This is a genomic window from Undibacterium sp. Ji49W (genome assembly GCF_049340205.1).
Lineage (GTDB): Bacteria > Pseudomonadota > Gammaproteobacteria > Burkholderiales > Burkholderiaceae_D > Undibacterium.
The window spans coordinates 22,024-45,218 of sequence record NZ_JBMPOW010000009.1; the positions used below are offsets into that span (position 1 = coordinate 22,024).

Genomic DNA, 23,195 nt, shown 5'->3' on the forward strand with positions numbered 1-23,195 from the left:
CAAGACAGGCGGACACAGGATGTGCCCGCCTTTTTTATGCCTGCAACATAAATACATCAGGGTGCATCAGTACCCTCTTTGTACATCAATAGTCAATGGCAAGACGCCACTTTGCCGATAACGCAGGATGTTGCCAGCCACAATCTGTGATGCTGTCTGTCTGTCGGTAGGTGCAGAACAATGCGGCAGCAATGTGACGCTGGAGTGCTGCCACTGCCATTGCGACACAGGTAAAGGCTCCACTTCAAACACATCCAGCACGGCATGGGCCAGATGGCCGCTATCTAGCGCTGCATGCAAATCAGCGTCATTGATGATGGCACCACGGGCAAAATTGATTAGCGATGCGCCTTTGGGCAAGGCTGCCAGCGTGCTGGCGTTTAACAAGCCCCTGGTGTCCGCGGTCAGTGGCAACAGACACACCAGGATGTCGGTCTGTGCCAGCATGGCAGGCAATTCATCTGCACCGGCAAAGCAGTTGACGCCGTCTACCGCTTTGCGATGGCGGCTCCAGCCTGCTACCTGAAAACCGGCACGCAACAGGCTGACGGCGGCAGCTTCGCCCAAAGCACCCAGGCCCAGCAAACTTATGCGTCTTTGCTGGGGGCGTACATAATCAAGAGCTTGCCAGATTTGCTGCGCCTGCTGCTTTGCATATACAGGCATATCGCGATGCAGGTACAGCGTCCAGGCCAGTACTGCTTCTGCCATGGTATTGGCCAGTTGCGGATCGACCAGACGCACGATTTTTAAATGGGTATCGCCCAGATCCGCCACCAGGCGCTCAACCCCGGCCCAGACGCTGTGTATCCATTGCAGTTGCGGCAGTTGTTGCAGATCAGCCGGATTGGGGTTGGCAACGATGGCGACCTGGCAGGCCGCCTTGTCTTCGTCACTCATGGCGTCAAAGGCAACGATGCGCTCTGCCGGCATGGCAGCCTGCAAAGCGTTGACCCAGGCACCGGCCTGCGCATAATTGGCGGCGGCAATGAATGGGATGGGAGTAGAAATACCAGAAGTAACTGCGCTATTGCTTGGTTTCATTTATCGTACACATTATCCAGGTTGTTAAAACCCTTGATTTCTATGGGGTTGCCTGATGGGTCAACAAAAAACATGATGGCCTGCTCGCCAGGTTCCCCTGCAAAACGCAGGCTGGGTGGCAGTACAAAATCCACTTTTTGTTCGATCAAACGATCTGCCAGCGCCTGCCAGTCCGACATCGCCATGATCAAACCAAGGTGGGGCATGGGTACCAAGTGTTTGCCAACTTTGCCGGTATTGGTGGTGGCGAACGGTTGTCCCAGATGCACGGAAATTTGATGACCGAAAAAATCAAAATCCACCCAGGTGTCAGTGCTGCGCCCTTCCCTGCAACCCAGCACGCCGCTGTAAAATTGCCTTGCCTGATCCAGATCGTGTACATGGTAAGCCATGTGAAAAAAGGTCTTCATTGTCATCCTCTGTGTTGATGCACTGCATGCTCAATCACCACATGTTAACGTGTTATCAGCTTGTAGTGTGCTGCGTCAGTGCATCGGCACGGCTATTCTTATGGCGGGGTATCCATTTTATTTGAATAGTCTCAAAAAACTGGCACAGCGCCTGTACCTGCTGCCGGTATTCAATCATGCGCGGCAAGCTGCTTTTTTTACGTTGATTGACTTCATCAATCACAACCTGACTGTCACCATGTATCAGCAGTTGGCTTACTGCATGCTTGTGCGCCTGTTTCAATGTCAGTATCAGGCCACTGAATTCGGCATCGCAACTATCGCCATATTCCAGATGCTCTGCATATTCAAATACCTGTCCATGCGGCGCCTGCAATATGCAGGCAAAACGACATTTGCCCGGATTGGGTACGGCAGAGCCGTCAAACCAGGCCAGCCAAGCATGTTCGCTGACATTCGGCGCTGTCTTGATACGTCCGTTTTTTCTGTCTGCGGCTTTTTCTGTCTGCCTGGCTGCATGCAAAACCTGTTGCTCATTCGCCTGTTGCTGACGTAAGACTGCAAGTTGGGCTATATTGCCAACATCTGCCTTCGTCGCGCCCAATTGCAATATGCCTTCCAGCGCCTGCAAGGCAGATATCTGCTGTCGCTTTGCCTGCCGCAGAGCGAATTTACGCTCTGCGCGGGTGGCAATTCCAACAAGCTGCGCATAGGTGAAAGGGGTATCTATCATGCTAAATCTGAAAAATAACAAGAGTATGCCATTGATGGCCTGGACTGTCTGAGACTATCTGAGACCATCTGAGGCTGCTCTATTTGTACCAGGCCAGGTCAGGTTCTGCTTGCCTGCTTTTCAATGTCATGGCATGTCCTGATATGTCCGCCTTTGGTCGCTTTGGCGACTGGCAAATGCAGGGCAAACTGTTATCCTGATTGTGATTATCATTCCACCATACAGGAGCCACACCATGCTAGAACTCAGACCCAACTGTGAACGTTGCGACTGCGATTTACCACCAGCGTCACCTGATGCACGCATTTGCACATTTGAGTGTACATTCTGTGCTGATTGCGTAGAACATCATTTGCTGGGTGTCTGCCCCAATTGCGGTGGCAATTTTGCGCCCCGGCCAATACGACCAGCCAACAAGCTGGAGAAAAATCCACCGTCTACGGTACGTATCAGAGCAAAATAAAGAACAGCACCCTGATATAAATTGAAAGCATCAACTTAATTTAGCTTAACGCACTGTCGACTACTTTATCCCGATACCATGAGCAACTCTGCCCTCAGCCCGCGCCACATCCTGATTGCTGCTACCGTCATTCTGTTATGGGGCATGAATTTTGTGGTGATCAAGATCGGGCTCAAGGGCATACCGCCATTTCTGCTGGGGGCTTTGCGTTTCATGCTGGTTGCCTTTCCGGCGATCTTGTTTTTGCCGCGACCTAAGGTGTCGTTCAAGTTATTGCTTGCCTATGCCATGTTTATCAGCCTGGGGCAATTTGCCTTTTTGTTTTCTGCCATGGCTGTTGGCATGCCTGCGGGCCTGGCGTCACTGGTTCTGCAAGCCCAGGCTTTTTTTACAGTGGGTTTGTCTGCCATGGTATTTGGCGACAAGCTGCGTGCCAGCAATCTGACTGGCATGCTGGTGGCCAGTATGGGCCTGATCTTGCTGGGTAGTGCCAGCCTTGGCAATACTGGCAGCCAGGTCAGCGTTGCCGGCTTTGTGCTGACCTTGTGTGCAGCATTGTCGTGGGCCAGTGGTAATGTCATCAATAAAAAAATCGGCGTGACCAACGTGCTGAGTCTGGTGTCATGGAGTGCGCTGGTCCCCATCCTGCCGTTTTTGTTACTGTCTTACCTGTTTGAAGGCGGCGATGTCATGCTGCACAGTCTTGTCAACATGAGCTGGTCATCCGGTCTTACCATTGTCTATCTGGCAGTAGCAGCAACACTGGTAGGCTATACCTTGTGGGGCAAATTGCTGTCCAGCCTGCCGACACACCTGGTGGCGCCGCTGACGCTGATGGTACCGGTAGTTGGTTTGACTGCTGCCTGGCTCCTGGTGGATGAAGCACTAAGCCAGAAGCAGATAGCAGGTGCAGCCATCGTCATGGCGGGTTTGCTGATCAATGTGTTTGGCCAAAAGCTGACTGATCGCCTGCGCCTGGCATTTTCCTGAATACTGATTGAACAATGATACGCCGCCAGCCTGTTTATTTTTTATTATTGCCCGATACACTCTTGCTGGATCTGGCGGGGCCGGCAGACGCCTTTCTGTTTGCCAATCGCTATCAGCAGGATATTCGTTTTGAACTGATATTTATCAGCCCCACTGACAGTATCAACTGCTCCATCGGCCTGCAATTAAGCTCCCTGCTGCCATTGCCAGATGTACTGGAAGACAATGCCATCCTGGTTTTGCCGGGTCTCAGTGGTGACAAGGTGCAACATACCAAAGGTGAAGCACAGATTGCCATACAATGGCTGCATCAGCATGTACATGCCCGGCACAAATTGATATGTATCTGTTCAGGCGCCCTGCTGGCGGCCTATGCTGGCCTGTTAAACGGGCGAAAAGTCACTACGCATCACAGCCACTACCAGGACCTGGCAAGCATAGACAGTTCCATCCGCGTTGAAGAGAACCGTATTTTTGTGGAAGATGGCACGGTCAGCACCAGTGCAGGTGTCACGGCCGGTATTGACCTGGCCCTGCATACCATCAGTGAACTGGCGGGCCCTCTGGCGGCCAGTGCCGTTGCACGCAACCTGGTGGTGTATATGCGCCGCTCTGGCAATGATCCACAGTTGTCGCCCTGGCTGAAATACCGCAATCACCTGCACCCAGCCGTCCACAAGGTACAGGATGCTATCACCAAAGACCCATCTCATGCATGGACCCTGCAAGAACTGGCCAGCGTCGCCTGCACCAGCACACGTCATGTGACGCGCCTGTTCAAGCTACACACGGCTATATCAGTCCAAACTTATCTGACTTCATTGCGCCTGTCGCTGGCAGGCAAGTTTCTCAGTGATACCGACTGGTCTATAGAAAGAATTGCAGAAGCATCGGGGTTTGGCTCTGCACGGCAATTCAGACGTGTCTGGCATCAGCATTTTGCTTCGCCACCTTCAGCCTTCCAGCAAAGATGAATGTCTGTCAGTATTAAATTGATTAACTGAACACGTGTATAACTGACAGTATCGACACTACTACAATTGCGTTAAGATAAGCAATATTCAATTTATTCTGCCTTTATGCGTACCTGTCCCAAATGCAACTACATTCGCAAAGAAACCGACAATTGCCCTGATTGGCAATGTCCGTCCTGTCAGGTTGCCTATAACAAGGCGGCCGATTTGCAAGGGGCTGGCAACTACCATGCTGCGGCAGGCAACCCACGTCGCCATGTCAATACATCTGCCAACACTTCTTCCAGTGCATGGAAATGGGTAGCGCTTGTCTTCATCCTGGCCGGTGTCAGCCTGCAAAGTTATTCGAGCTGGAAGAAAACCCGGACCCATAGAGCCGAAATGAGCCAGCAGGCAGCAACATCACAGCCAGTGATTGTTTTATACGGCACCACCTGGTGCGGCTATTGCGCCGCCGCCCGTGAATTTTTCAATGCCAATGGCATTGCCTACAAAGACCTGGATGTCGAGAAATCCAATGAAGGCTATCAAGCCTATAAAACTCTGGGCGTACAAGGCATCCCGGCCATCGTCATTGGCAACGATTTGATAGAAGGTTTTGATGAAGGCAGAGTACGTAAAAAACTGGAACCCTGGTTACGTAAAAGCTGAACCCTAAATTCCCTGACGGAGGCTGTATGAAAGCAATGACTGCAATACCCTCAATACGTGGATTCACTCCAGCCCTTGCTTTGGGACTGGGACTATTCTGTGCGCAGACCAGCCAGGCTGGTAACAGCGTACAGGACCTGCAATGGCTTAGCGGATGCTGGCAAGCCAGTGGCGCAGTAGAAGCAGGATCAGAAGAACACTGGCTGGCACCCGCTGGCGGTGGCATGCTGGGCATGGGCAGGACAGTACGCAAAGGCAAGATGGTCGCCTGGGAATTCATGCGCATACAAGAAAACGCAGATACTCTGGTCTTCACCGCCATGCCATCCGGTAAACCGGAAGCCAGTTTTCAACTGCAAACACTGGAAAAGCAAAAAGTTGTTTTTGAAAATCCAAGGCCTGAATTTCCACAAAGGGTCATTTACCAGTTCAATGCCGACGGCAGCTTGCTGGGTCGTATCGAGGGCATGATCAAAGACCAGTTGAAAGGCATCGATTTCCCCATGCAAAAAATAGCTTGCACAAAATAGAGGCCGCAGGACCTGGACCTGATTCAACGGTTTTTAGAAAAATTCGGGAAACATGAAAAAAGGGGCTCACGCCCCTTCTCTGTTTTTGCCCGGATTGTATTGAATTATAGTCCAGTGTGTTTGGCGATAAACGCTTTCATCGCCTGTACATCGGCAGCCATGACTTCAAAACGCTGCGGCAGGCTTTCGATATTCTCAAACCCGGCTGGACGTTCTGCATCGCGGTCCAGCGCTTCACGTATGGTTTCATTGAACTTGGCTGGCAATGCGGTTTCCAGCACGATCATGGGCACACCTTCTGCGATATGTTCCAGCGCGACCTTGATGCCATCTGCCGTATGGGTATCGATAGTGATGCCAAACTCTTTTTCTACCTGGCGTATGGTCTGCAGCCGATCTGCATGGACTGATTTGCCAGACTCAAAACCAAATGCAGCGATTTTTTTGAATTCATCACCATCGCTGCCTGGCTGGCCCGACAGATCAAAACCGCCTTCGGTTTCCACTTTTTTGAACAGTGCAGCTACCCGTTTGGCATCACCATCCAGCAAGTCAAACACAAAACGTTCAAAATTGGATGCCTTGGAAATATCCATCGATGGGCTGGTGGTATGCCAGGTTTCTGCCGATTTGCGTACACGGTAGACACCCGTACGGAAAAACTCATCCAGCACGTCGTTTTCATTGGTGGCCACGACCAGCTTGTCAATCGGCAAACCCATCATGCGGGCGATATGGCCGGCACAGATATTGCCAAAATTACCGGACGGCACCGTGAACGACACCTTTTGATCATTGCTGCTGGTAGCGCTCAGATAACCACGGAAGTAATACACTACCTGCGCAACCACACGTGCCCAGTTGATGGAATTGACGGTGCCAATCTTCTGGCGATTTTTGTATTCCAGATCATTCGATACTGCCTTGACCATGTCCTGGCAGTCATCAAACACACCTTCTACGGCGATGTTGAAAATGTTCGGGTCTTGCAGGCTGAACATTTGCGCAGTCTGGAAGGCACTCATCTTCTTGTGTGGCGACAGCATGAACACACGTATGCCCTTCTTGCCACGCATTGCATATTCGGCAGCACTGCCGGTATCGCCAGATGTTGCACCAAATATATTTAATTCAGCCTGGTTTTTTGCCAGTGTGTATTCAAACAGATTGCCCAGCAACTGCATGGCCATATCCTTGAACGCCAGCGTAGGGCCATTAGACAAGGCCTGCAAAACCAGTTTGCGACCGCCTTTGTCCTGCAATACGCGCAAAGGGGTTATTTGCACAGCAGATTCATCTGCACGTGCATTTTTATACACATCGGCTGTATAGGTTTTGTCCGTCAGCGCTTTCAGGTCTGCTTCAGGGATATCGGTGGCAAATTTTTTCAGTACCTCAAATGCCAAGCCGGCATAAGACAGCTTGCGCCATGCATCGAGTTCGGCACCAGTGATTTGCGGATAAGAAGTCGGCAGATACAAGCCACCATCGGGAGCCAGACCACCTAACAGGATTTCAGAGAAATTTTGAGCTGCGGCATGCCCGCGTGTTGAAGCGTATTGCATAAGTCGTCAGAGAAGAGAAAGGAAATTGAGCAAATATTCTTCCTATTATAGCTTTCTTAAGCCCTTTAAACCTCTGTAAATTTGGTGAAAATCCATTTTCATGCATACTTCATTCGGCCACCAGCATTTCCGGATGCGAGTAAACCACGAATCCGTGCTCACGCACAAAGCCGATCAGGCAGATGCCGCTACGCTCGGCAATATCAATCGCCAGTGCCGTTGGTGCAGAGATGGCAGCCAGAATGGCAATATTGGCATGCGCCATCTTTTGCACCAGTTCATAGCTGATACGGCTGCTCATCAGTACAAAACCCTCATTTCCTGTATGGTCGCCATCACTCATGGCACCAATCAGTTTGTCCAGCGCATTGTGGCGTCCGACATCTTCGCGCAGCAGGCGAATATCGCCTTCCAGGTCCACCCAGGCAGCGGCATGCATGGCCCCGGTCAGGATATTGAATGGCTGTTGCATGCCAAGCGCCTGTATGGCTTTCAGCAGGCTGGACTTGTGCAGCATGGGGACGGCACGTCCGCCATAAGATACCGGCGGCACTTGTGCCGGCAGGGCTTGCAGGCTTTCTATACCGCACAGACCACAACCGGTGTTACCAGCCAGGCTACGACGCCTTTCCTTTAATCGCGCAAAGCAACTGGCAGCGATATGCAGATGCACTTCCACCCCCAGCGTACCTGGAGTTTCCCTGCATTCGATATCGTAGATATCGCTGAGGTCATCAATAATCTGTTCGGACAGGCTAAAGCCGATGGCAAAATCTTCCAGATCCACCGGTGTCGCCAACATGACCGCATGCGAAATACCATTGAATACCATGGCCACGGGCATTTCTTCTGCCAGTTGATCACTGATGTCCTGCTGTTGCGGGCTGGCATAGACATGTCTCTGCACCTGACGCACACGAATGGCGCGTTCCAGCGCGTTGTCACTTAAGCTTTCATTTACTTTATCGCGTCGCATCTTGTGTCGCAAATCTTGTCGTCAATCGAGCCGCCACTGCACGCCCTTCTTCTGTCAGCACCACCAGGCTGCGTTCGCCGTCCTGTTGCAGGCTTACCCAACCGGCACCTTGATGCTGGCCCAGTTGCTGTTCGCCCAGATAAGCGATGCAACGCAGCAGTGTACTTTGCCGTACCTGCAAACGTTTGCTGAGGCGCGCCAATGACACTGCCCCGACATGGTTCGCCAGTTCTGCCATCAATGCAAAAGCAAGTTCATCCTGCTTCAGCACTGCCATTGCTTCTGCGGCCTGCGGTTCAGGCCGGGTTAGCGCCTGAGGTATCTCTTCATTCATTGGCCACGGCAGCTTGCAGGTTATTGCCATCATGTGCAGTAATCATCACAGGTATGGATTTCGAAGTCGGCGTCCTTGCGTGATCAGCAAAACTCGACAAGGGCACCAGGCCATTGGTTTCCGGGAAATATGCTGCCAGGCAGGCACGTGGAATATTGTATTCCACCAGCATGAAGCGTTTTGCCTGCCGCCTTGTCTTGTCATCGCACAGACTTTCCAGGTCTACCCAGTCACCGGCCTGCATGCCCAGTTCCTGTATGTCTTCCTTATTGATGAACAAAACGCGGCGCTCACCAAACACGCCACGGTAACGGTCATTCATACCATAGATGGTCGTGTTGTACTGGTCGTGCGAACGCATGGTCGCCAGGTTGAACACTGGCGACTGCTGATTCTTGCGCGCCTGATGGATGGGCAAATCAACCGGCACTGCGTGGGCATTGAAATTCGCCTTGCCACTGCCAGTCACCCAGACCCGTTCCGCCGCAGTATTGCGCAAATGAAAACCGCCGGGTACGCTGACGCGGGTATTGAAATCGGCAAAATCATCAAACACCGCAGCAATCTTGTCGCGTATGCGGCTGTAGTCCGCCACCAGCCAGGCCCACGGGGTTTTGCTGCGGTCTTTCAGTGTCGCCTGCGCCAGCCGGGCAACGATCATGGGTTCAGACAGCAAGTCTGGCGCAGCAGGCGGATTGATGCCGGAAGACAGATGCACCATACTCATGGAATCTTCTACCGTTACCGCCTGCGGTCCGGTTTCCTGCATATCGATTTCTGTGCGTCCCAGGCAAGGCAGGATCAAGGCTTCCTGGCCGCAGATCAAGTGACTGCGGTTTAGCTTGGTGGTGACATGCACGGTCAGCGCGCAGTTGCGCAGGGCACGATGTGTCAGCTCAGTATCTGGCGTGGCCGTGGCAAAATTGCCGCCCATGCCAAAAAACACCTTGCCGCTTTCATTCAACATGGCTTCAATGGCACCAACGGTATCATGGCCATGCTCGCGTGGTGGCGTGAAATCAAACACCTGCCCCAGACGGTCAAGAAATGCTGGTTTTGGTTTTTCCACGATACCCATGGTGCGGTCACCCTGCACATTGCTATGGCCACGCACCGGACAGGGGCCAGCACCAGGCCGGCCAATATTGCCGCGCAAGAGCAAGAGATTGACGATCATCTGTATGGTGGCAACGGAATGTTTGTGCTGGGTAATGCCCATGCCCCAGCAGGCAATCACCTTGCCGGCCTGCATATAGATATCGGCAGCACGCTGTATCTGCGCAAGTTCCAGACCGGATTCACGGACGATGACATCCCATTGTTCTGCTATCACATCTGTCGCAAATTGTTCAAAATTGGCCGTGTGCTGCGCAATGAATTCCACATCAATAATGTGGGGCTTGCCTTCTGCCTGAGCCTGCGCATCTGCCTCCAGCACACATTTGATCATGCCTTTGACGCTTGCCAGATCACCACCTATTTTCAACTGAAAATAATCGGATGAAATATTGGTCGACTGGTCTGCCAGCATATCCAGTGCATTTTGCGGGTTCTGGAATTTTTCCAGCCCGCGCTCACGCAAAGGATTGAATGACACGATGGCAGCACCGCGTTTGGACGCAGCGCGCAATTCACCCAGCATGCGCGGATGGTTGGTGCCAGGGTTTTGCCCAAAAATCAGGATGGCGTCAGCCTGTTGAAAATCAGACAACAAGACCGTACCCTTGCCTACTCCTATCGCTTCACGCATGGCAAAGCCGGATGGCTCATGACACATGTTGGAACAGTCGGGGAAATTATTCGTGCCGAATTCCCGCACAAACAACTGATACAGGAAAGCAGCTTCATTACTGGTGCGGCCAGATGTATAAAAAATACCATCGTCCGGACTTGGCAAGGCATTCAGGTGCGTAGCAATCAATTCAAAAGCCTGGTCCCATTCTATGACCTCGTATCTGTCCGTGGCCCTGTCATAACGCATAGGGTGCGTCAGGCGCCCCTGCGCTTCCAGCCAGTGATCGGACCTGGCCGACAATTCCTGCACAGTCAGAGAGGAAATCAGTTCCGGACCAGCCCGGCGGGCAGTCGATTCAGCCGCCACGGCCTTGGCACCGTTTTCGCAAAACTCGAAGGTGGAAGTATGGTCGGCATCGGGCCAGGCACAACCAGGGCAATCAAAGCCATCCGGCTGATTGGCAGACAAAAGTGTCAGCGCACCTTTTTTGGGTATCCCCTGCTCAATGATCTGCTGTGCCACACTTTTCAACGCACCCCAGCCGCCGGCAGGTCTGTCATATACCCGGACTACTTTTTTATTACTCATACCAACCTTGTATTCATATTCAAGAATCGCACAATCCGCTTCCCTACTGCGAAGCAAACCATGTTCAGTTTCAGTATAAGGATACTACCAGAATCTGTTGTCATGAAAGAATTCTGCCCCTGCCGCTATGCGTTAACAAAGCCTGGCGGCACTGGTGACAAGTTTAGCGTTTTAACGATGTATCACCACCAGCAAGGCCTTGGCTTCAGTCTTGCCGATATTGCGTATGGCGTGATTTTTGTCAGCCTCATACCTTGCCGTCGCCCCCAGTTTCAGTTTCTTGCGACTGCCTTCCACTTCCACTTCCACACTGCCATGCAATAGCGTCAGATGCTCAGAGGCGCCCGGATCATGTGAATTTGATACCAAAGCGCCACCAGGTGAAAGCGTCAACTCATACCATTCATATTTACCAGCCAGCTCCATCGGCCCCAGGATGCGCAGGACATAACCGGCATGTTCACCTGGCAGTGTCGGGGTTTCATGCGCCTCAAGTACCCGTATCGGGTCCAGTTTTGGTGATTCGGATGACAATAATTCTGCTATGCCAACACCGAGTGCATTGGCCAGTCGCCAGGCAACTGCAATCGTGGGATTGGCCTTTTCCCGTTCTATCTGCGACAGCATGGATTTGGATACCCCTGCCGTCCGCGACAAATCCTCGAGCGTCAGGCCGCGTTCAAGACGCATTTTTTGCAAGGTTGCGCCCACTTCTGGCGGTGTATTAGGTAAAACTTTTTTCATAGAGGCTCTTGCATCACTAAAAAAGCTGGATTAATATTCGATATATCGAACTTTAGTTCTAGATATCGAATTATTCAATTAATTCGGGAATTATTACAATAGTGTAACAGTGCGCGGCCACAAGCAGTGACACTTTCGCAAGCAAAACAGGCAAACAAACTTGGAGACCCCTATGAGCCAGAACCAGTCCAGACAACATTTCTTGAGCAGTTTGGCAAGTAATCTCGGCACTTTGCGTGAACAAGGCCTGTACAAACCGGAGCGCGTCATTGCTTCGCGTCAGGGTGCGCAGGTGACTTGCGATGATGGCAGGCAATTAATCAATCTGTGCGCCAACAATTACCTGGGTTTGTCCGGCGACGAATCCATGGTGCAAGCTTCGATTGCTGCGACCGAACAATATGGTTACGGCCTGTCATCCGTGCGCTTTATCTGCGGTACACAGACCGTGCACAAACAACTGGAAAAAGCATTGTCCGAATTTTTGGGTACTGAAGACTGCATACTGTATGCAGCTGCATTCGACGCCAATGGCGGCGTATTCGAACCCCTGTTTGATGAAAACGATGCCATCATTTCCGATGCACTGAATCATGCCTCAATTATTGACGGCATCCGCTTGTGCAAGGCAGCACGGTTCCGCTATGCACATAACGACATGGCCGACCTGGAAGCGCAACTGATAGCCGCAGCCGACAAACGTCATCGCATCATCGTGACGGATGGCGTATTTTCAATGGATGGCACCATTGCACAACTGGACAAGATTTGCGACCTGGCCGACAAATATGATGCCCTGGTGATGATTGATGAATGCCATGCGTCCGGCTTCATGGGCAAGACCGGTCGCGGCACCCATGAACATCACGGCGTACTGGGTCGCATCGACATTATTACAGGCACACTGGGCAAGGCGCTGGGCGGTGCCATGGGTGGTTTTACCGCCGCACGCAAGGAAGTGATTGACACCCTGCGCCAGAAATCACGTCCGTATTTATTCTCCAACACACTGGCACCCTCAATTGCTGGTGCATCGCTGTCGGTATTGGAACGCCTGTCGACATCCACAGCCCTGCGTGACCGCCTGCATGAAAATACAGCACATTTCCGCCGTGAAATTGCCGCATTGGGCTTTACCATCAAACCCGGCACCCATCCGGTCGTACCCGTCATGCTGTTTGATGCCCCGGTTGCCCAGAAATTTGCTGCCCGCCTGTACGAACTGGGCGTGCTGGTCACAGGTTTCTTTTATCCTGTGGTGCCGATGGGTCAAGCCCGGGTTCGGGTACAGTTGTCGGCAGCACACACAACAGATCAACTTAATACAGCACTGGCCGCGTTTGCCCAGGCTGGTCGTGAATTAAACATCATTCAATAAGGAAAGTCATGGAACGCATTTTAGTGATTGGTGCCAACGGCCAGATCGGCAGCGAACTGGTAGAAGCGCTGGCCATACAGCATGGTGCCGATAATGTGATCGCCGCCGACATCAGGCCCACCAGCCTGTATGGCGCAAAAATCTATGAAATCATTGACGTCCTCAATACCGACAGGCTGGCACAGGTCGTTGAGCAATATCAGATCACCCAGGTGTACCAGTTGGCTGCGATGCTGTCTGCAACTGGCGAACAGGCCCCCTTGAAAGCCTGGACCCTGAACATGGATGGCTTGCTGAATATCCTTGAACTGGCACGCCTGCGCGGCGAAGCCGGCAAACCACTGAAAGTCTTCTGGCCATCTTCCATTGCCGCCTTTGGCCCAAACACGCCACCAGTCAATACGCCGCAATATACGGTGATGGACCCCAGCACGATTTATGGGATCAGCAAACTGGCAGGCGAACGACTGTGCGAATATTACTTCCAGAAATATGGCGTAGACGTACGCAGTATTCGCTACCCGGGCATCATCAGCTATAAATCTCCTCCAGGTGGTGGCACGACTGACTATGCGATTGCGATTTTCCATTCCGCATTGCGTGGCGAAAGCTATGAATGTTTCCTGGAAGCAGAAACCACGCTGCCCATGATTTACATGCCAGATGCCATACGCGCCACCATTTCACTGATGGATGCACCGGCCACCAAACTTTCTATACGTTCTTCTTACAATGTCGCCGGATTAAGCTTTAATCCACGGGAATTAGCGTTTGCAATCAAACAAAATTTGCCCGCGTTTGACATACACTACGCGCCAGACAGCCGCCAGGCTATCGCTGCCTCGTGGCCACAGAGCCTGGACGACTCGGTAGCGCATACAGACTGGGGCTGGCAAGCACAAGTAAGCCTGCAACAACTGGTGGAAGACATGCTCAAGAATATTCGTGTCGATCGCAAGGAGTTAAGTAAGGAGTTGAGCAAGGCTGCATAAATAAAAATTAATTGAGACAAGTCAAAGAGGCAAACGATGGACATGCGTGTATTCGAATTATTTAAAATAGGCGTGGGTCCTTCCAGTTCCCATACGGTAGGCCCGATGCTGGCCGCCCGTCGTTTTTTGCTTGATGCCAGTGACTTGTATAAAACCAGCAAGATACAAATTGCCCTGTATGGATCACTGGCATTGACAGGCCATGGCCATGCCACCGACAAGGCAGTCTTGCTGGGCCTGATGGGCGAAACACCGCAAGACATCATCCCTGAAAGCGTGGACGAAAAACTGGCTGCGCTCGCCAATTCAGGCAAAATGAATTTACTGGGTGAATACCCGGTCAAGTTCGACATCGCCACTGACCTGCTGTGGCACAAACAGGAAGTGCTGCCCGGCCATCCGAATGGCATGAAGTTCATGCTGACGCGCAATGATGGCAGCAGCTTTGAAAAAATCTATTATTCCACTGGCGGCGGCTTTATCTATTCTGCTGAAGAATTGGCCAATCCCGGCGCTGACGAAAGCGGCAACAGGAAACCCTTGCCCTACCCGTTTGCCACCATGGCAGAATTGCTGGCCCATGGCAAACGCAGCGGCCTGTCGATTTCCAGCATGTTGCGTGCGAATGAAAACGTGTATTGCAGCGACCAGGAACTGGATGCCGGCATCGATAAAATCTGGGCTGTGATGAAGGGCTGCATATCACGCGGCCTGCAAATATCAGGCGAATTGCCGGGTGGCCTGCACGTCAAACGTCGCGCTGCCAAGCTATGGCGTACCGCCAATGAAACAGCCGATGTATTGCCCCACGATGGCATGCACAGGGTCAGCCTGTATGCCATGGCCGTGAATGAAGAAAATGCGGCCGGTGGTCGCGTAGTGACGGCACCAACCAATGGCGCAGCAGGCATCATACCGGCAGTGTTGCGCTATTACGCAGAAGATTGCAAACCCAGCGACCCTGAGCAGGGTATACGCAACTTCATGCTGGCAGCATCCGCAATAGGCATGCTGTGCAAGAAAAACGCCTCCATTTCCGGCGCAGAAATCGGTTGCCAGGGTGAAGTTGGCGTGGCATGTGCAATGGCAGCTGCCGGCCTCACTGCTGCGCTGGGCGGCAGTAATGAACAGGTCGAGTCGGCAGCAGAAATCGGTATAGAACATCACCTGGGCATGACTTGTGACCCCATCGGCGGCCTGGTACAGATCCCCTGCATAGAACGCAATGGCATGGGTGCAGTAAAGGCCATTACCGCAGCCTCACTATCCCTGCGCAGTGACGGCAGCCACCATGTCAGCCTTGACGATGTAATTGAAACCATGCGCCAGACCGGTGCCGACATGCAGGCCAAATACAAGGAAACTTCACTGGGAGGTCTGGCAGTACATGTGGTCAGCGTAAATTACGCTGCCTGCTAAATACCTACCGACACCTGCCAACATATCCTGCCTGCATCAAAAACAAACGGCCATCATGTGGCCGTTTGTTTTATCAGGATGTATGAATATCAGCTTAAAAGCAGCTTAAGATCAGCTTAAGGTCTGAGCGAAAATCCCTTGCGTCCTGTTTGCCACAAGAAAAATGACCATGCATCTGCCTGGTCTGCCATGGCGTCTGTTTTCCAGGAATTTGCAAAATCCGTGCGAAACAGAACCGGGCGTGACTTGTCCGTATTCAGCATTTGTACACGTGCTGCAAATTTGCCCGTCATCCACACCGGTGCGACACCGGCACCAAACCGTGCTGTCAATAACATGGCAGGATAGGACGTGGCCTCGCGCAATTGCTGATACGGATTAGTAACAGCAATTGCATTCTTGCCACGCTGTGCCGCTTTTTTGTTTTTATCTGCCACCAGCGGCTCGGACAATAGCCCGGCACTTTGTACCGCGGCCAATAACTGTGGTCGCTGACTGATGGCCAGCGCCAGATAACGCTGACCTGCGCGAGACTCTTGCGCCACCAGTTTTTTGGCGCTCGTATATCCCTCACTGACCAGATAATCTGCGGCAAACAAGAACTCATCCAGGCCATCATTGCTGGAAGGTTTTTTGACATCGGCATTATCAGGTACATAGATGATGGCCATCACGGCATCCTGCTCCAGCCATGCCAGGCGTTTTGCGTCATAACTCGCCAGGGCAGCAATGCCGGTGCCGGTTTCCATGCTCAGCAGACAGGCGTGGCTACCATCAAGCTCCATACCTTGCGGGTACAGCAAAGTCATTGACAGTTGCTTGTCCGTGCCCGGTCTGGTCAGCGTCAAATGTTTGGTGGCAATACGATGAAAGCCTATTTGTGGGGAACGGAAAACTTCGACATTTTTTACTTCACCGGCTGGCAGCGCACGGTAAGACAAGGGAGCCACATTGGCTGCTTCCAATACAAAGAGTGCCCCTTCGTTTTCTGCATCAGCAGTCAGTTGGCTGATCTTGCCTGGATAAGGCAAATTGATTTCTTCCTTTTTATTGCTGGCCAGATCAATTTTCATCAACTTACTGAAACCTGCCTCTGCCACATGGGCGTATAGCGCATTTTTGGCGACTGCCAATTCCAGGACTTCTTCATCGCTGGCGACAAACAATTCCTTGGCCGCACTCAATTGCGGTGTTTTCAGATCCAGCTTCAAAATGGCCCCGGCAGCCTTCTTTTTAGTCGAGACCAGATACAGGCTTTCGCCCGACAACCAGGCGTTTTTAATCTTGTCAGTCGGGCTCGCCAGACGTTGCCAGGCAGTGGCCGCACCTTTCAACTGCTCCTGTTTGATCAAATACAGGCTGCGGTCCGGCGTATTTCCATGGCGCACCTCGGCCAGTACAAAGCTGGAATTGGCTGCAGTCTTGAGCGTGATGGCATCAGTCGCAGCAAATTTCCGGCTCTTGCTGACTCCGGAACCGATCAGGGCCTGGTCTTCCCTGGTCTTTGTTGCCAGAACATGCTGCCACACGACGCCATTGTTGGCATCGGCCTTGCCTGCGCTTTTGGGAAAGAACAGCGCACTGCCATCTGCCTTCCAGGCAACTTCCCTGGCATTGGCAGGGATAGCACCCAACTCATCTTTCAGTAAAGAGGCATCGGCGGTCTTGATGATGCGCAGACTGTGCTGCCGGCGACCATCGGTTGACAGCATGCCAACCGCGACATGACTGCCATCCGGTGAAGGGCTGAAAAAACTGATCACCCGCCCTGCTTCAGCCAATATCAGTATTTTTTCGCCCGCCGTACTGGCATTCCGCATGAACAGGCCAGGCTTACCATCACCCGCAGGTTTAACAAAGAACTGCCTGCCATGTACTTCTGTCAGATTGCCAGCACTATAGTCTTGTGCCTGCAAGTTTTTGAGCCTCGTCAGCAAGGCATCCCTGCCGTTGATACGGGAAATAACCGCCTGACTGAAATCGGTTTGCCGCTTCATCCACGCACGTACCTGAGCATCGCTCAAGGATTCAAGAAAGCGCAATGCATCGCCAGTATTACCTGTACCACCTGCATCACTGGCAGCGGGAGCAAAGCCAGGAGAAAGCGGTTTGGGCAAAGCCGGATAGTCGCCCCAGGGCTGCAACTGGGCCTGTGCCAGCAATGGCAGCACCGCCAGTCCTGCCAATAAAATTGTACTTAGTCTTATCTTTCGTTTTACTGCCATAGCGGCTCCAAATTTGAAGATTGGCAGGCTATTTACTGTGCCTTGCACTGTAAAAAATGTCTTTTCTTGCAAAGACGGCCATACCGTTCATGTTTCATTTCTTGAATTTCATCCCAGACTTTCTGCATTTCGTCGCAAACGCCTGGAAGCCATCGCCGCCGGCCATTACAGTGCAAGCATAGCAAGATCACTGAAGGTCAAAAGGAGAAATAACATGAATATCGTCAAGAAAACCAATTTAACTGTATTAACCATTGCTGTATTTGCTGCTACCATAGTGCCAGTAGCAAAATATATTAATAAACTGAATGCAAGCAACCATATTGCAACAGTTACAATCTCAGCACCAAGACTGACTGAACAACAAAAAATCGCATTTGATCTCGACCAGGCTGGAAACAAAGTGCATACCGTCTTCATCGCGGCGAAACACCTGAGCAATGAAGAGAAACTTGCCTTCGATCAGCAAGACAGACAAATTCAGCAAGCAAAAGTGCGTACATACAAAAAACCGCAATTGCTCGTTTAATATATATAATGAAATAATTTTATTTCATTTAAGCAATTATTCCGGTTTGTCGCAGCACTTATTTTCTAGCAGGCAATCATGTTAAAAAAATCCATCGTCTTCTGCATGCTTTCTACTGCCCTGCTGGGTAGCCTTGCTTATAGCCAGGAGCTGATGTTCATGGCTTCTGTGCCCAGCCAATACGATCAGCAGGACAAATCTGCAAGTTCAGAAATCATGCAGGAAGCACCAAGCGCAACCGCACCACAGGCACCGGTGCAACTGGATAGAAGCGGTGTTGACCGTGCTTCAGTACATTTGCAAATCCTGCAACAGACCAATATGCATTTTTCTGACAATGTGCAGCCTGCAGCTACTGCGCCACAACCCAAGAAAACTGTCGCTGAAGATAAAAAAGCCCAGGCTAAGTCTGCCAGCAGTACCTGATTTCACCTTAGACACGGGTGCAAATGCATCTGTCTGATCTTCGCTATGAAATGCCGCATTCCTGTATGCGGCATTTGTATTTTCAGCGCCCACCTTTCTACTTTTGCGCTACAAAGCCCCTCTGTCTATACGCTTACTCAAAATAATCGAGGTTGAGGTTTGCCTGACACCATCCAGCGCGCCGATCTGATCCAGCAATTTATCGAGGATTTCGGTACTAGGGCAACGCAAGGTCAGCATATAGTCGATGGCCCCACTGACGGCGCATAAAGTTTCTGTCTCTGGCAATTGTTGCAGATACCTGATTAATGCCGGCGCATAGCGTGCCTCCACCGACAGGCCGACATAAGCCCTGACCGCAGGCTGCGCCAGCTTTTGGTTGAGCTTCAGGCCATAACCGGCAATCACATCCCGTTTTTCCAGCGCAGCGATCCTGGCGATGACGGTGGTACGGGCAATACCAACCGCCTTGGCGATACTGGTCACCGGCAACCTTGCGTTATCCATCAGCAAAGCCAGGATTTTATGGTCGATGTCATCAAGATCAGGTTTCATTTCGTCATTTCGCTTTATTTATGCTACATATTATCGTACGACCATGCATATTGACGATAAGTTAGACGCTATTATCTGACAAAACTAAGGCCTAGACTTCAATGTGAACTGTTTTACTACACCCTAGGAACATTCTCACAACACTCTCACATCAGGCTTTGGAGACAGACATGGCAACGAAATTGATACTTTTAGGCGCAGGCAAGATTGGTGATGCAATTCTCAATTTGCTATCCCATACCGGTGATTATCAAATCACGGTGGCTGACCGCGACCCTGAGCGCCTGAAATATGTGGAACAGGCGGGTTTTCCCAATACCCGCATCGTTCAGGCTGATCTGGGTGACAAAGCTGCTGTCACGGAACTGATTCGCGGACACAAGGTAACCATGTCGGCCTGCCCTTACTTTTTGACACCCATCATCGCTGGCGCAGCGCGTGAAGCCAATTCCCATTACTTTGATCTGACTGAAGACGTGGAAAGCACACGCATCGTCAAGCAACTGGCTGAAGGTGCAGATTGTGCCTTTGTACCGCAATGCGGCCTGGCACCTGGCTTTATCTCCATCGTTGCCAATGATGTTGCCAAACGCTTTGAAACCCTGCGCGATGTCAGCATGCGCGTCGGCGCCCTGCCCACCTTTCCCAATAACGCACTCAAATACAACCTGACCTGGAGTACCGACGGCCTGATCAACGAGTATTGCAATCCATGCGAAGCCATCGTTGATGGTGAATTGCGCGAAACTGCCGCGCTGGAAGAAATTGAACATTTTTCGCTGGACGGCATCGATTACGAAGCCTTCAACACCTCTGGTGGTCTGGGCACCTTGTGCGAAAGCCTGCAAGGCAAGGTCCAGAACCTGAACTACAAAACCGTGCGCTACCCTGGTCATCGCGATATCGTCAAAGTATTGATACGCGACCTGCAACTGGGCAAACTAGAACGCCGTCCGATTTTGAAGGAAGTCATGGAAACCGCTATTCCCATGACAAAACAGGACGTAGTACTGGTCTTCGTCAGCGTGGTCGGTATGCGTGATGGCCGCCTGGAGCAGGAATCCTATGCCAAGAAAATCTATGCTCAGCAAGTCAATGGTCAGTTATTGTCAGCGATACAGCTGACCACAGCGTCCGGCATCTGCAGCATGGTGGATCTGGTGGTTACCGGCAAATTGCCGCAGCATGGCCTGGTGCGTCAGGAGCAAACTGATCTGTCCGACTTTTTGGGCAATCGCTTTGGTCAATATTACGCGGCGTAGGCAAGAGACCAAGGCACAACAGAAGCACCGGCGCTACAATGTCGGTTCTGGCGTCTAGCCTATCCCCTATAAATTAAGCACATGAGGTTTTCCACAAGCAAAGCTCATGTGCCTGGCAAAGTACCGAGGCATACAAGATGAATAACACGACTCTGCACACCATACTGACCGAACTCGACATCCAGTTGAGTGACTATCAGGGTAGCGACATCCACAGCATTTCCCCCATCGATGGCCAGGTTCTCGCTGGCCTGCGCAGCGACACCGCAGCAGAAGTCAAACAGCGCATAGACCGTGCGCATGCCGCATTTTTACAATGGCGCAATATCCCAGCCCCACGGCGCGGCGAGTTGGTGCGTCTGTTTGGCGAAGAATTGCGGACACACAAGCAGGCACTGGGCCAACTTGTAACACTGGAAGCCGGCAAAATCCTGCAAGAAGGTCTGGGTGAAGTACAGGAAATGATCGATATCTGTGATTTCGCCGTTGGTTTGTCACGCCAGTTATATGGCCTGACCATCGCCTCCGAACGCCCCGGCCATCGCATGATGGAACAATGGCACCCTATAGGTGTGGTAGGTGTGATTTCCGCTTTTAATTTCCCGGTTGCCGTCTGGGCCTGGAATGCAGCGCTGGCCTTTGTCTGTGGCAATAGCGTGACCTGGAAACCCTCAGAAAAAACACCACTGACAGCCATCGCCACCCATGCCCTGTTCATGAAGGCAGTGGCCCGTTTTGGCAGTGACGCTCCAGCAGGATTGGCTGAGCTGATCATAGGTGCGCGCGATACCGGCGCACAAATGGTGGAAGACAAACGTGTGGCTTTGGTCAGCGCCACTGGCAGCACCCGCATGGGTCGCCAGGTTGCCGAAGTCTGCGCCAAACGTTTGACACGCACGATCCTTGAACTGGGTGGCAATAACGCCATGATCGTCGCACCCAGTGCCGATCTTGAAATGGCAGTTCGCGCCATCACTTTTTCTGCCGTCGGCACTGCTGGTCAACGCTGCACTACCCTGCGCCGCCTGTTCGTGCATGACAGTATCTATGACACGCTGGTACCACGCCTGAAGAAAATCTATGCCGGCCTGCCGGTCGGCAATCCGCTGGACAAGACCACCCTGGTCGGCCCGCTGATCGATGCCGCGTCCTTCGATGCCATGCAAAGCGCACTGGCGATTGCCAGATCAGAACAGGGCAAGGTATTTGGCGGTGACCGTACTATCGTTGCCGGCAATGAAAATGGCTATTACGTTAGCCCCGCCCTGGTAGAAATGCCAGGCCAGACTGCGTCCATGCACCATGAAACCTTTGCACCCATCATGTACATCGTGCGTTACAGCGATTTGCAGCAAGCCATCAGCCTGAACAATGAAGTGCCGCAAGGCCTGTCATCTTCAATATTCACGACTGACCTGCGTGAAGCCGAGACTTTTGTATCGGCTGCCGGCAGTGATTGCGGCATTGCCAATGTCAACATCGGCCCTTCTGGCGCAGAAATTGGCGGTGCTTTTGGCGGCGAAAAAGAAACAGGTGGCGGCCGGGAGTCTGGCTCTGATGCATGGAAAGCCTATATGCGCCGCACCACAAACACCTTTAATTACAGCAATTCCCTGCCGCTAGCACAGGGCATCAGCTTTGATATTTGATTCAGATCAAAGTCAATGACTGTAAAAGACCGCCACGCAGGCGGTCTTTTGCTTTATAAGAAAAGAAAACAATCTTACAATATTACAATCCGGCAGCGAAGACCAAAACCAGCTCGTACATATCATATAGCTTATGAAAAAAGCACTTTCCTGCGCATCCATCAGCCATCTGGAACAACTGCCCAATGTAGGCAAGGCAGCCGTTGCCGACCTGCATCTGCTGGGCATCACCGAACCCGGGCAGCTGAAAGGACGAGATCCTTACCAGATGTACGATGAATTATGCAGTCTGACAAACACCAGGCATGACCCCTGCGTTTACGACGTTTTCATTTCCATAGTAAAATTCATGGCTGGCGATCCACCGCTGGCCTGGTGGCACTACACCGCAGAGCGCAAAGCTCATCTCGCATCCCCCTCCTCACTCTAAGCCTATTCCTGACAAAATTACTCAAGTTTGCTATACTTGATCAAAATGCTCAACAATTCAGGGCATTCAGCTTTTTCTTGCGTGGAGTACCCCGGAGTAATATATGCGCCTGACCACCAAAGGACGTTTCGCCGTCACTGCAATGATAGACCTGGCCCTGCGCCAGGATAAGGGACCTGTGACCCTGGCTGGCATCAGCCAGCGCCAGGACATTTCCCTGTCCTATCTCGAGCAATTGTTTGGCAAACTGCGCCGCCATGAAATCGTTGAATCCGTGCGCGGACCCGGCGGCGGCTACAATCTTGCCCGCAAGGCACAAAATGTGACTGTTGCCGATATCATCATCGCGGTTGATGAACCTCTTGATGCCACTCAGTGCGGCGGCAAGGGCAATTGCCATGGCAGCGACCACGAAAGCGGCCTGCACTGCATGACGCATGACTTATGGGCGACGCTGAACGCCAAAATGGTCGATTACCTGGATTCCGTTTCGCTCCAGGATCTGGTCAATCAGCAAAGACAGAAAGCCTCGGAAAACCATGTTGTCGTCATGCATCACTCGCATGCCAGCCACATTGCATCTTGAATATTTG

General features: G+C 51.9%; 24 protein-coding genes. 14 read left to right on the plus strand and 10 right to left on the minus strand.

Going from position 1 to position 23,195, the window contains the following annotated elements; genetic code table 11:
• Positions 1 to 66: 66 nt before the first annotated feature.
• The 3 genes from ACO0LK_RS12510 to ACO0LK_RS12520 are packed head-to-tail and all read right to left on the minus strand — an operon-like array spanning position 67 to position 2,187.
• Entirely contained in the window at positions 67 to 1,044 is a 978-nt protein-coding gene (locus ACO0LK_RS12510) for a 2-hydroxyacid dehydrogenase (protein ID WP_422975506.1), read from the minus strand.
• On the minus strand, positions 1,041 to 1,454 hold the full coding sequence (locus ACO0LK_RS12515; RefSeq protein ID WP_422975508.1) for a VOC family protein: 414 nt from the start codon (positions 1,452 to 1,454) through the stop codon (positions 1,041 to 1,043). Before ACO0LK_RS12515 ends, ACO0LK_RS12510 begins: the two co-directional genes overlap by 4 nt.
• A gap of 55 nt (positions 1,455 to 1,509) precedes the next feature.
• On the minus strand, positions 1,510 to 2,187 hold the full coding sequence (locus tag ACO0LK_RS12520; RefSeq protein ID WP_422975510.1) for a ribonuclease HI family protein: 678 nt from the start codon (positions 2,185 to 2,187) through the stop codon (positions 1,510 to 1,512).
• Between the two features lie 235 nt (positions 2,188 to 2,422).
• Here ACO0LK_RS12520 and ACO0LK_RS12525 point away from each other — a divergent pair, with 235 nt between their 5' ends.
• From ACO0LK_RS12525 to ACO0LK_RS12545, 5 genes are all read left to right on the plus strand, one after another.
• Positions 2,423 to 2,650 (plus strand): DUF1272 domain-containing protein, encoded by a 228-nt coding sequence (locus ACO0LK_RS12525; protein WP_422975512.1) that lies wholly within the window; start codon positions 2,423 to 2,425, stop codon positions 2,648 to 2,650.
• Between the two features lie 78 nt (positions 2,651 to 2,728).
• Positions 2,729 to 3,640: an EamA family transporter gene (locus tag ACO0LK_RS12530; RefSeq protein WP_422975514.1), complete on the plus strand. Its 912-nt coding sequence runs from the start codon at positions 2,729 to 2,731 to the stop codon at positions 3,638 to 3,640.
• A 14-nt stretch (positions 3,641 to 3,654) separates the two neighbouring features.
• Complete coding sequence (locus ACO0LK_RS12535) at positions 3,655 to 4,614, plus strand: GlxA family transcriptional regulator (RefSeq protein ID WP_422975516.1); 960 nt, start codon at positions 3,655 to 3,657, stop codon at positions 4,612 to 4,614.
• Positions 4,615 to 4,719: 105 nt separating this feature from the next.
• Complete coding sequence (locus ACO0LK_RS12540; protein WP_422975518.1) at positions 4,720 to 5,265, plus strand: glutaredoxin family protein; 546 nt, start codon at positions 4,720 to 4,722, stop codon at positions 5,263 to 5,265.
• A 26-nt stretch (positions 5,266 to 5,291) separates the two neighbouring features.
• Positions 5,292 to 5,795, plus strand: coding sequence for a DUF6265 family protein (locus ACO0LK_RS12545; RefSeq protein ID WP_422975520.1), 504 nt, complete (start codon positions 5,292 to 5,294; stop codon positions 5,793 to 5,795).
• 104 nt (positions 5,796 to 5,899) lie between these two features.
• On the opposite strand, the gene thrC is transcribed toward ACO0LK_RS12545, so the two are convergent.
• The 5 genes from thrC to ACO0LK_RS12570 all read right to left on the minus strand — a co-directional run bounded on the left by thrC (position 5,900) and on the right by ACO0LK_RS12570 (position 11,737).
• Positions 5,900 to 7,360, minus strand: coding sequence for a threonine synthase (gene thrC / locus ACO0LK_RS12550; RefSeq protein WP_422975522.1), 1,461 nt, complete (start codon positions 7,358 to 7,360; stop codon positions 5,900 to 5,902).
• A 109-nt stretch (positions 7,361 to 7,469) separates the two neighbouring features.
• A complete protein-coding gene (gene fdhD / locus ACO0LK_RS12555) occupies positions 7,470 to 8,336 on the minus strand; it encodes a formate dehydrogenase accessory sulfurtransferase FdhD (RefSeq protein WP_422975524.1) in 867 nt (288 codons plus the stop codon).
• Complete coding sequence (locus ACO0LK_RS12560) at positions 8,323 to 8,670, minus strand: hypothetical protein (RefSeq protein WP_422975526.1); 348 nt, start codon at positions 8,668 to 8,670, stop codon at positions 8,323 to 8,325. The genes fdhD and ACO0LK_RS12560 overlap by 14 nt, the downstream gene beginning before the upstream one ends.
• Entirely contained in the window at positions 8,663 to 10,993 is a 2,331-nt protein-coding gene (locus tag ACO0LK_RS12565; RefSeq protein WP_422975528.1) for an FdhF/YdeP family oxidoreductase, read from the minus strand. The genes ACO0LK_RS12560 and ACO0LK_RS12565 overlap by 8 nt, the downstream gene beginning before the upstream one ends.
• 171 nt (positions 10,994 to 11,164) lie before the next feature.
• Positions 11,165 to 11,737, minus strand: coding sequence for a helix-turn-helix domain-containing protein (locus tag ACO0LK_RS12570; RefSeq protein WP_186945372.1), 573 nt, complete (start codon positions 11,735 to 11,737; stop codon positions 11,165 to 11,167).
• 172 nt (positions 11,738 to 11,909) lie between these two features.
• Between ACO0LK_RS12570 and kbl the strand changes: the two genes are divergently transcribed.
• The 3 genes from kbl to ACO0LK_RS12585 are packed head-to-tail and all read left to right on the plus strand — an operon-like array spanning position 11,910 to position 15,526.
• The gene (gene kbl / locus ACO0LK_RS12575) at positions 11,910 to 13,115 is read left to right on the plus strand and encodes a glycine C-acetyltransferase (protein ID WP_422975530.1); all 1,206 of its coding nucleotides are present in this window, start codon (positions 11,910 to 11,912) and stop codon (positions 13,113 to 13,115) included.
• A gap of 8 nt (positions 13,116 to 13,123) precedes the next feature.
• Positions 13,124 to 14,107 carry an NAD-dependent epimerase/dehydratase family protein gene (locus tag ACO0LK_RS12580; RefSeq protein WP_422975532.1) on the plus strand — a complete coding sequence of 328 codons (984 nt, stop codon included), beginning with the start codon at positions 13,124 to 13,126 and terminating at the stop codon, positions 14,105 to 14,107.
• A 36-nt stretch (positions 14,108 to 14,143) separates the two neighbouring features.
• On the plus strand, positions 14,144 to 15,526 hold the full coding sequence (locus ACO0LK_RS12585; RefSeq protein WP_186945375.1) for an L-serine ammonia-lyase: 1,383 nt from the start codon (positions 14,144 to 14,146) through the stop codon (positions 15,524 to 15,526).
• Positions 15,527 to 15,642: 116 nt separating this feature from the next.
• Here the strand turns inward: ACO0LK_RS12585 and ACO0LK_RS12590 are convergent, their stop codons facing one another.
• Positions 15,643 to 17,751, minus strand: a complete 2,109-nt coding sequence (locus tag ACO0LK_RS12590) for a hypothetical protein (RefSeq protein WP_422975535.1) — start codon at positions 17,749 to 17,751, stop codon at positions 15,643 to 15,645.
• 214 nt (positions 17,752 to 17,965) lie between these two features.
• On the opposite strand from ACO0LK_RS12590, the gene ACO0LK_RS12595 reads away from it, so the two are divergent.
• Both ACO0LK_RS12595 and ACO0LK_RS12600 read left to right on the plus strand, forming a co-directional pair.
• On the plus strand, positions 17,966 to 18,280 hold the full coding sequence (locus ACO0LK_RS12595; protein ID WP_422975537.1) for a hypothetical protein: 315 nt from the start codon (positions 17,966 to 17,968) through the stop codon (positions 18,278 to 18,280).
• 78 nt (positions 18,281 to 18,358) lie between these two features.
• Positions 18,359 to 18,706: a hypothetical protein gene (locus ACO0LK_RS12600; RefSeq protein WP_422975539.1), complete on the plus strand. Its 348-nt coding sequence runs from the start codon at positions 18,359 to 18,361 to the stop codon at positions 18,704 to 18,706.
• A 108-nt stretch (positions 18,707 to 18,814) separates the two neighbouring features.
• Here the strand turns inward: ACO0LK_RS12600 and ACO0LK_RS12605 are convergent, their stop codons facing one another.
• On the minus strand, positions 18,815 to 19,261 hold the full coding sequence (locus ACO0LK_RS12605; RefSeq protein ID WP_422975541.1) for an Lrp/AsnC family transcriptional regulator: 447 nt from the start codon (positions 19,259 to 19,261) through the stop codon (positions 18,815 to 18,817).
• Between the two features lie 170 nt (positions 19,262 to 19,431).
• Here ACO0LK_RS12605 and ACO0LK_RS12610 point away from each other — a divergent pair, with 170 nt between their 5' ends.
• From ACO0LK_RS12610 to iscR, 4 genes are all read left to right on the plus strand, one after another.
• Positions 19,432 to 20,523, plus strand: a complete 1,092-nt coding sequence (locus ACO0LK_RS12610; RefSeq protein WP_186945379.1) for a saccharopine dehydrogenase family protein — start codon at positions 19,432 to 19,434, stop codon at positions 20,521 to 20,523.
• A 137-nt stretch (positions 20,524 to 20,660) separates the two neighbouring features.
• The gene (locus ACO0LK_RS12615) at positions 20,661 to 22,172 is read left to right on the plus strand and encodes an aldehyde dehydrogenase family protein (protein WP_422975543.1); all 1,512 of its coding nucleotides are present in this window, start codon (positions 20,661 to 20,663) and stop codon (positions 22,170 to 22,172) included.
• A 133-nt stretch (positions 22,173 to 22,305) separates the two neighbouring features.
• Positions 22,306 to 22,602: a helix-hairpin-helix domain-containing protein gene (locus ACO0LK_RS12620; RefSeq protein ID WP_422975545.1), complete on the plus strand. Its 297-nt coding sequence runs from the start codon at positions 22,306 to 22,308 to the stop codon at positions 22,600 to 22,602.
• A gap of 103 nt (positions 22,603 to 22,705) precedes the next feature.
• Entirely contained in the window at positions 22,706 to 23,188 is a 483-nt protein-coding gene (gene iscR, locus ACO0LK_RS12625) for a Fe-S cluster assembly transcriptional regulator IscR (RefSeq protein ID WP_186945382.1), read from the plus strand.
• Positions 23,189 to 23,195 lie beyond the last annotated feature (7 nt).